The sequence below is a fragment of the Geobacter sp. genome (assembly GCF_030834625.1).
GTDB lineage: Bacteria > Desulfobacterota > Desulfuromonadia > Geobacterales > Geobacteraceae > Geobacter.
The window spans coordinates 1-4618 of the sequence record NZ_JAUQXO010000001.1 but is presented as its reverse complement, the minus strand read 5'-3'; the positions used below and the strand labels follow the sequence as shown (position 1 = coordinate 4618).

Genomic DNA, 4618 nt, shown 5'->3' with positions numbered 1-4618 from the left:
AAATGCCAAGCAACTTGAGTCAAAGGCCAGAAAGCATATGCGGCATTTACAGAACAACCGAACCAAAGTGAAAAAGTTCTTCGAGCACCCCTGTGCTGCCTATGCATCTTAATTGCTCTGTTTATTTGCCGGAGTAATAGTAATCAAAAGGGGTTTTTAAGTGCTTGTAATTTTGTTGGTGTTGGTAATTTTCACCAATATTTCACTCGTCGTTACTTTGATAAGAATGAGTACAAAGCACAAAAACTTGTTCGAGAATATGGCGTTTGGAGGCATCGTTTACGGTTCTGTTAATAAATTGGCAAGGTTGATTGAATTTATTATCACCAGAAAATTTCTTGATTTAAATGACCGGTTGCTGTCAGTATCTTGAATTGCTTTTGTAATTTCATTCATAGCTTCACTGTTTTTGATGTTTGTAGCACTGTTTCACAGTTCGTAAACTTCAACCAATTTCTTTGTTAATTGTCAAATACGTATTCCCAACGGGTACTTCCAGGGGACCGTCGCTACGCGCCGGCCCCTGAAGCCTGACGTTGGGAGTGACTTTTATCAGGATTCAGTGGGCTCGCCTATGGATATAGTCAATAAAGTAATTCTTGTTATTGGTTTGCTCTTGTATTTGCCATTGCTCTTTGTAACCGCTATGTCGACAGATTCTCCGGGTTCAGGTCAGCACTGGGCACATTGGTTTTTTATGGTCGGGAATGCAGCGCTTGGCCCTTTTTGTTTGTTTGGGCTTTCTTCGCCAGATCGTAGGCGGTGGGGGTTGGTAGGAATCGTAATTTGCCTGCTTTCCTGGGTAGTACTGCAGTTGGTTTGCAATGGGCGTTTTACCTGTTCTTGAAGCGGTCAAATTACCACCGAGTTGAAAGGTTTATCCTTTCCCAACGGGTACTTCCAGGGGACCGTCGCTACGCGCCGGCCCCTGAAGCCTGACGTTGGAGGTGGAGTCTCAATGCGAAAGTTCATCTTCATCCTTATTGCAGCCAGTTTGCTCTCCTCTTGCGGGGATGATAGTAATTCTTCCCAGCCAACTGCAACCACCCTCTACATCTCCATGGGATCTCTACAGTGCACTGGCGGTGGAACCTCGCTGCCCGAACTGGAGCGTCAGCTCACGGGTGCAGGTGTCCCAATTCATTCCTCAAGCTGTGGCATCGATGGTCAGGCCCGTGCTGCCGTGTGCGGCACACCAGATGGACGTATCGCCATTGTTGAAGTTCCAGCAACACAGGTTGCGGCTGCTTTAGCGCTCGGCTATGCGCCTCTTAGCGACCTGCCGAATGCTACAAAGGTGGCATGCCAATGAACTGAATATCCTGAAAATAAGGATTTGATAGGGTTCCAACGGGTACTTCCAGGGGACCGGCTCTTCGCGCCGGCCCCTGAAGCCAGACGTTGGGTGAAAAAAACTGATGGAAATTATCGGAGGTGAAATGGAAAAACTAATTTTGGCGACAATTAAGCTTATGCTAGCTGTAGTTATTGTCAGTTCTCTAGGTTGCACCGATAATGATAAATATGAATATGAAAGTTATTCTAATTTTAATAAAGCACAAAGGCTCTTAGATAGTCCGTCAATTGAAAATTTAAAAGCTGCAGAATCACATTTAAAAAAAGTGGATATGCGAAGTGTATTGTACAAAGATGCGCAAAATTTACTACAGAGAATACCATCAGATCTGAAAAATTTAGAAAATAATAACTATGAAACAGAGCTAAAAAAAATTACTAAAGAGCAACTTGCTGAAATTTACAGTGATAGGTGGCTTAATAAATTTGGAACAGCTACAGAAATCACATTTACTGGTAATAAAAAAAGAACTATGAAGGTGATGGTAAGCTATCAAGCAAATCAAGCCAACAAAGTAATACACGACTATTCCTTAATTGATAATGCAAAAAAAGCTGGAATCAAAAGAATTGAATTTCACGATTGGAGTGGATTCTCGAAAGAGTATCTTTCTCACGATATAAAATAAAATCATAAATAGTATCCATAAAAATACATCTGACCCGCAAAATCGGTCAGGTGTTCTCCATCAGTTGGCGATGAAGAATAAAGAGGAATTGACGTGATCAATAATCCAACACGACACAAAGTCAAGGAGGCAGAGTTTCATCTTCAAAACGCACAAGAACACTATCAGGAGGATGAGGTATTTTCATACTTCCTTAGTGCATTTCTGTCTGCGGCTAGAAGCATCACGTTCTATATGCAGAAGCAATACGGAAAAGTCAGTGGGTTTCCAGAGTGGTACTGCATAGAACAAATAAAAATGGTTGCCGATGCCGAACTGAAATATTTAAATGAAGCAAGGGTTGAAGACGTGCACCGAAAACCTGTTCATACAGGGGCTACTCGCGCTTCTTCGTGTGGTATTGATGCAATATTACTCAAAGAAGGTGAAGAGTGTCCCCTCAGTACAGAAACCGTGGTTTCCCAAGACACCACAGAATCGCAAAATGTCACACTTAGGAGATATTTTGCCGATCGCGACTATATTGAGACAATTGAGTTCTGTTCATCGCAGTTGTCCAAGCTCACTACTTTGGTAGCCGAGTGCGAGTCAAGGTTTCTTTAGAAGTCAAACTAAGGCTGTAAATTTTCAGGGCATTGTCCAACTGCTACTTCCAGGGGACCGTCGCTATCGCGCCGGCCCCTGAAGCCTGACGTTGGACAACCAAGAATACGGAGGATGACAATGAGTTCACCAAATTACGTGTGGGAGAAAATGTATGTTGCAGTTGATTGCCTTTGCGGGGATGGGCAATTCAAGAAGCGTTTAGAAAACGCCACCGTGTCTGGTCTTATTCGGCTGAATGACGACGATCTAAGCGGAGAACTGCGAGATGACCTGAAGTACATTCTCGATTGGACGAAACGAAATATTACTGAAGGTCACCTTCAGAAGGAACCGAATGAATTAGAGAGAAAAATGCTAATAGAGAAAATACTTCACGTGCTTATTGAGTCAAACAACAATATATGAGTAATTACTAGTCTGGTGAAGTAAGTTTAAGGAGATTATATGAGAGTATTTATTATCATAGTTCTAGTGGTTATATTCGGCTCCTCGACTACTTTTGCTGCGAATTCGCAAGAGCGGAGCAAATATGCAAGGCAATATGCAACATATTATGAACGCATACAAGTGGGGGCTACTGCACAGGCATCAGGAAAAGATAGAAAAACACTCCATATTCAACTCAAGTATAATCTCGACGACTTTGTAGTATCGGTGGCTATGGGCCATATAAATGAATGGAAGAATCTTGGTTTTAACAAAGTCATAGTTTCTGATCAATACAAATCTTGGACTCACAAAATTGAATAGCTGCGATGGAATATCCAACTTGTGATACAGATAGAGTTGGCCCACTGAGATTCTGCTACATATAAAAAACAAAACGTTCAACTTTTTTTAGGCGCAACGCCGGTGATCCCAGTGTGCTCACAGCTGTTGTCGCCAATAAAAATAAGGAGACACTTCTGATGCGCAAGTTACCTATCTTTCTAGGTATATTCATTTTTTCCCTTCTTCTTTCAGGTGAGAGCAGAGCTGGCAAGAATGAGGAGGCAAAGAAGTTTATCAAAAAGGTCTTTAATGATTCCTACATTATTCGGGGAAACAATGCGACAACGAAAAATACGCTAACCATCGATAGATGTAAGATTAATTTTGTTTATACAATAAATGGAACAATTTCAGAAAAACAATCGTGCAACATGAAAGACTTGAATCCGGATGACATCAATGATGGCGGGGGGATGATTACGATAGGCACTGTAAACGGTGACAGAAAGGTGAAGGTCTCCACATTACCCAACCTCTATTGGGCTTTATCTCTAAGCTATGATCAAAGCAAATATCCGGCCGAAAAAGTGATGTCATCGTTGAGAACTGTTATCTCAAATTGCAAATAAAGAAAGCAGTTGCCCAACGGGTACTTCCAGGGGACTGTCGCTTCGCGCCAGCCCCTGAAGCCTGACGTTGGAGTTCTTGACCAGCAACAAGACAAGTAGGGGTAAAAACTCATCAACGTCAGTGGCGGTGCAAAATGCCCCACGGCGCCCGGCAGTGGCAAAGGTTGAAATCCGGTGGCGCGTGGCATTTCGCACCGGCGGCGTTAGTGGTTCACGAACTGGCGGTGTTGCCCTTGCGTTGTGGCTTCAGCGGCCGTGACAGCGGTGGCGATTTCGGCAGTCAGCACATTCAACCGGTTTTAGCGCTTCAACGGTTGTGGACCGTCAGCGGGAAACGGCAGAGGAAAATCCGGCAGGGTCCGGCGGTGGCGGGTCCGGCAGTTTTGTCCCAGTCAACAGCAGGTCTCTCCTTCACCGGCAGTGGCAGTGCAATCACTACACACATTCCAACTGTTGCTTCCAGGGGACCGTCGCTATCGCGCCGGCCCCTGAAGCCAGACGTTGGGTTTCGATAGGAAGAATGGCAAGAAGAAACTACATGATCATTCTGGTAATACAAGCGTTGGCTGGAATCACTTTTGTGGTAGCAGCTTGGAAATCAGATCGTGCCCTAGACAAAAGTGGAATTGGCGACCCAGAGAGATTCACCTTCTGGAACGAGATAGCAGGCATATCATTCAATGTATT

6 protein-coding genes are annotated in these 4618 nt (G+C 43.9%); all 6 read left to right on the top strand.

The annotated features are described in order from the left end of the window. Nucleotides 1–958 precede the first annotated feature (958 nt). The 6 genes from RCH91_RS00030 to RCH91_RS00005 all read left to right on the top strand — a co-directional run bounded on the left by RCH91_RS00030 (nt 959) and on the right by RCH91_RS00005 (nt 3931). Nucleotides 959–1312, top strand: coding sequence for a hypothetical protein (locus RCH91_RS00030; RefSeq protein WP_306532458.1), 354 nt, complete (start codon nt 959–961; stop codon nt 1310–1312). Between the two features lie 106 nt (nt 1313–1418). Continuing rightward, the gene (locus RCH91_RS00025) at nt 1419–1985 is read left to right on the top strand and encodes a hypothetical protein (protein ID WP_306532457.1); all 567 of its coding nucleotides are present in this window, start codon (nt 1419–1421) and stop codon (nt 1983–1985) included. A 93-nt stretch (nt 1986–2078) separates the two neighbouring features. Beyond that, nucleotides 2079–2588, top strand: coding sequence for a hypothetical protein (locus RCH91_RS00020; RefSeq protein WP_306532456.1), 510 nt, complete (start codon nt 2079–2081; stop codon nt 2586–2588). 120 nt (nt 2589–2708) lie between these two features. Continuing rightward, entirely contained in the window at nt 2709–2996 is a 288-nt protein-coding gene (locus RCH91_RS00015) for a hypothetical protein (RefSeq protein ID WP_306532455.1), read from the top strand. A gap of 39 nt (nt 2997–3035) precedes the next feature. After that, complete coding sequence (locus RCH91_RS00010) at nt 3036–3341, top strand: hypothetical protein (protein ID WP_306532454.1); 306 nt, start codon at nt 3036–3038, stop codon at nt 3339–3341. 158 nt (nt 3342–3499) lie between these two features. Next, entirely contained in the window at nt 3500–3931 is a 432-nt protein-coding gene (locus RCH91_RS00005) for a hypothetical protein (RefSeq protein ID WP_306532452.1), read from the top strand. Nucleotides 3932–4618: the final 687 nt, after the last annotated feature.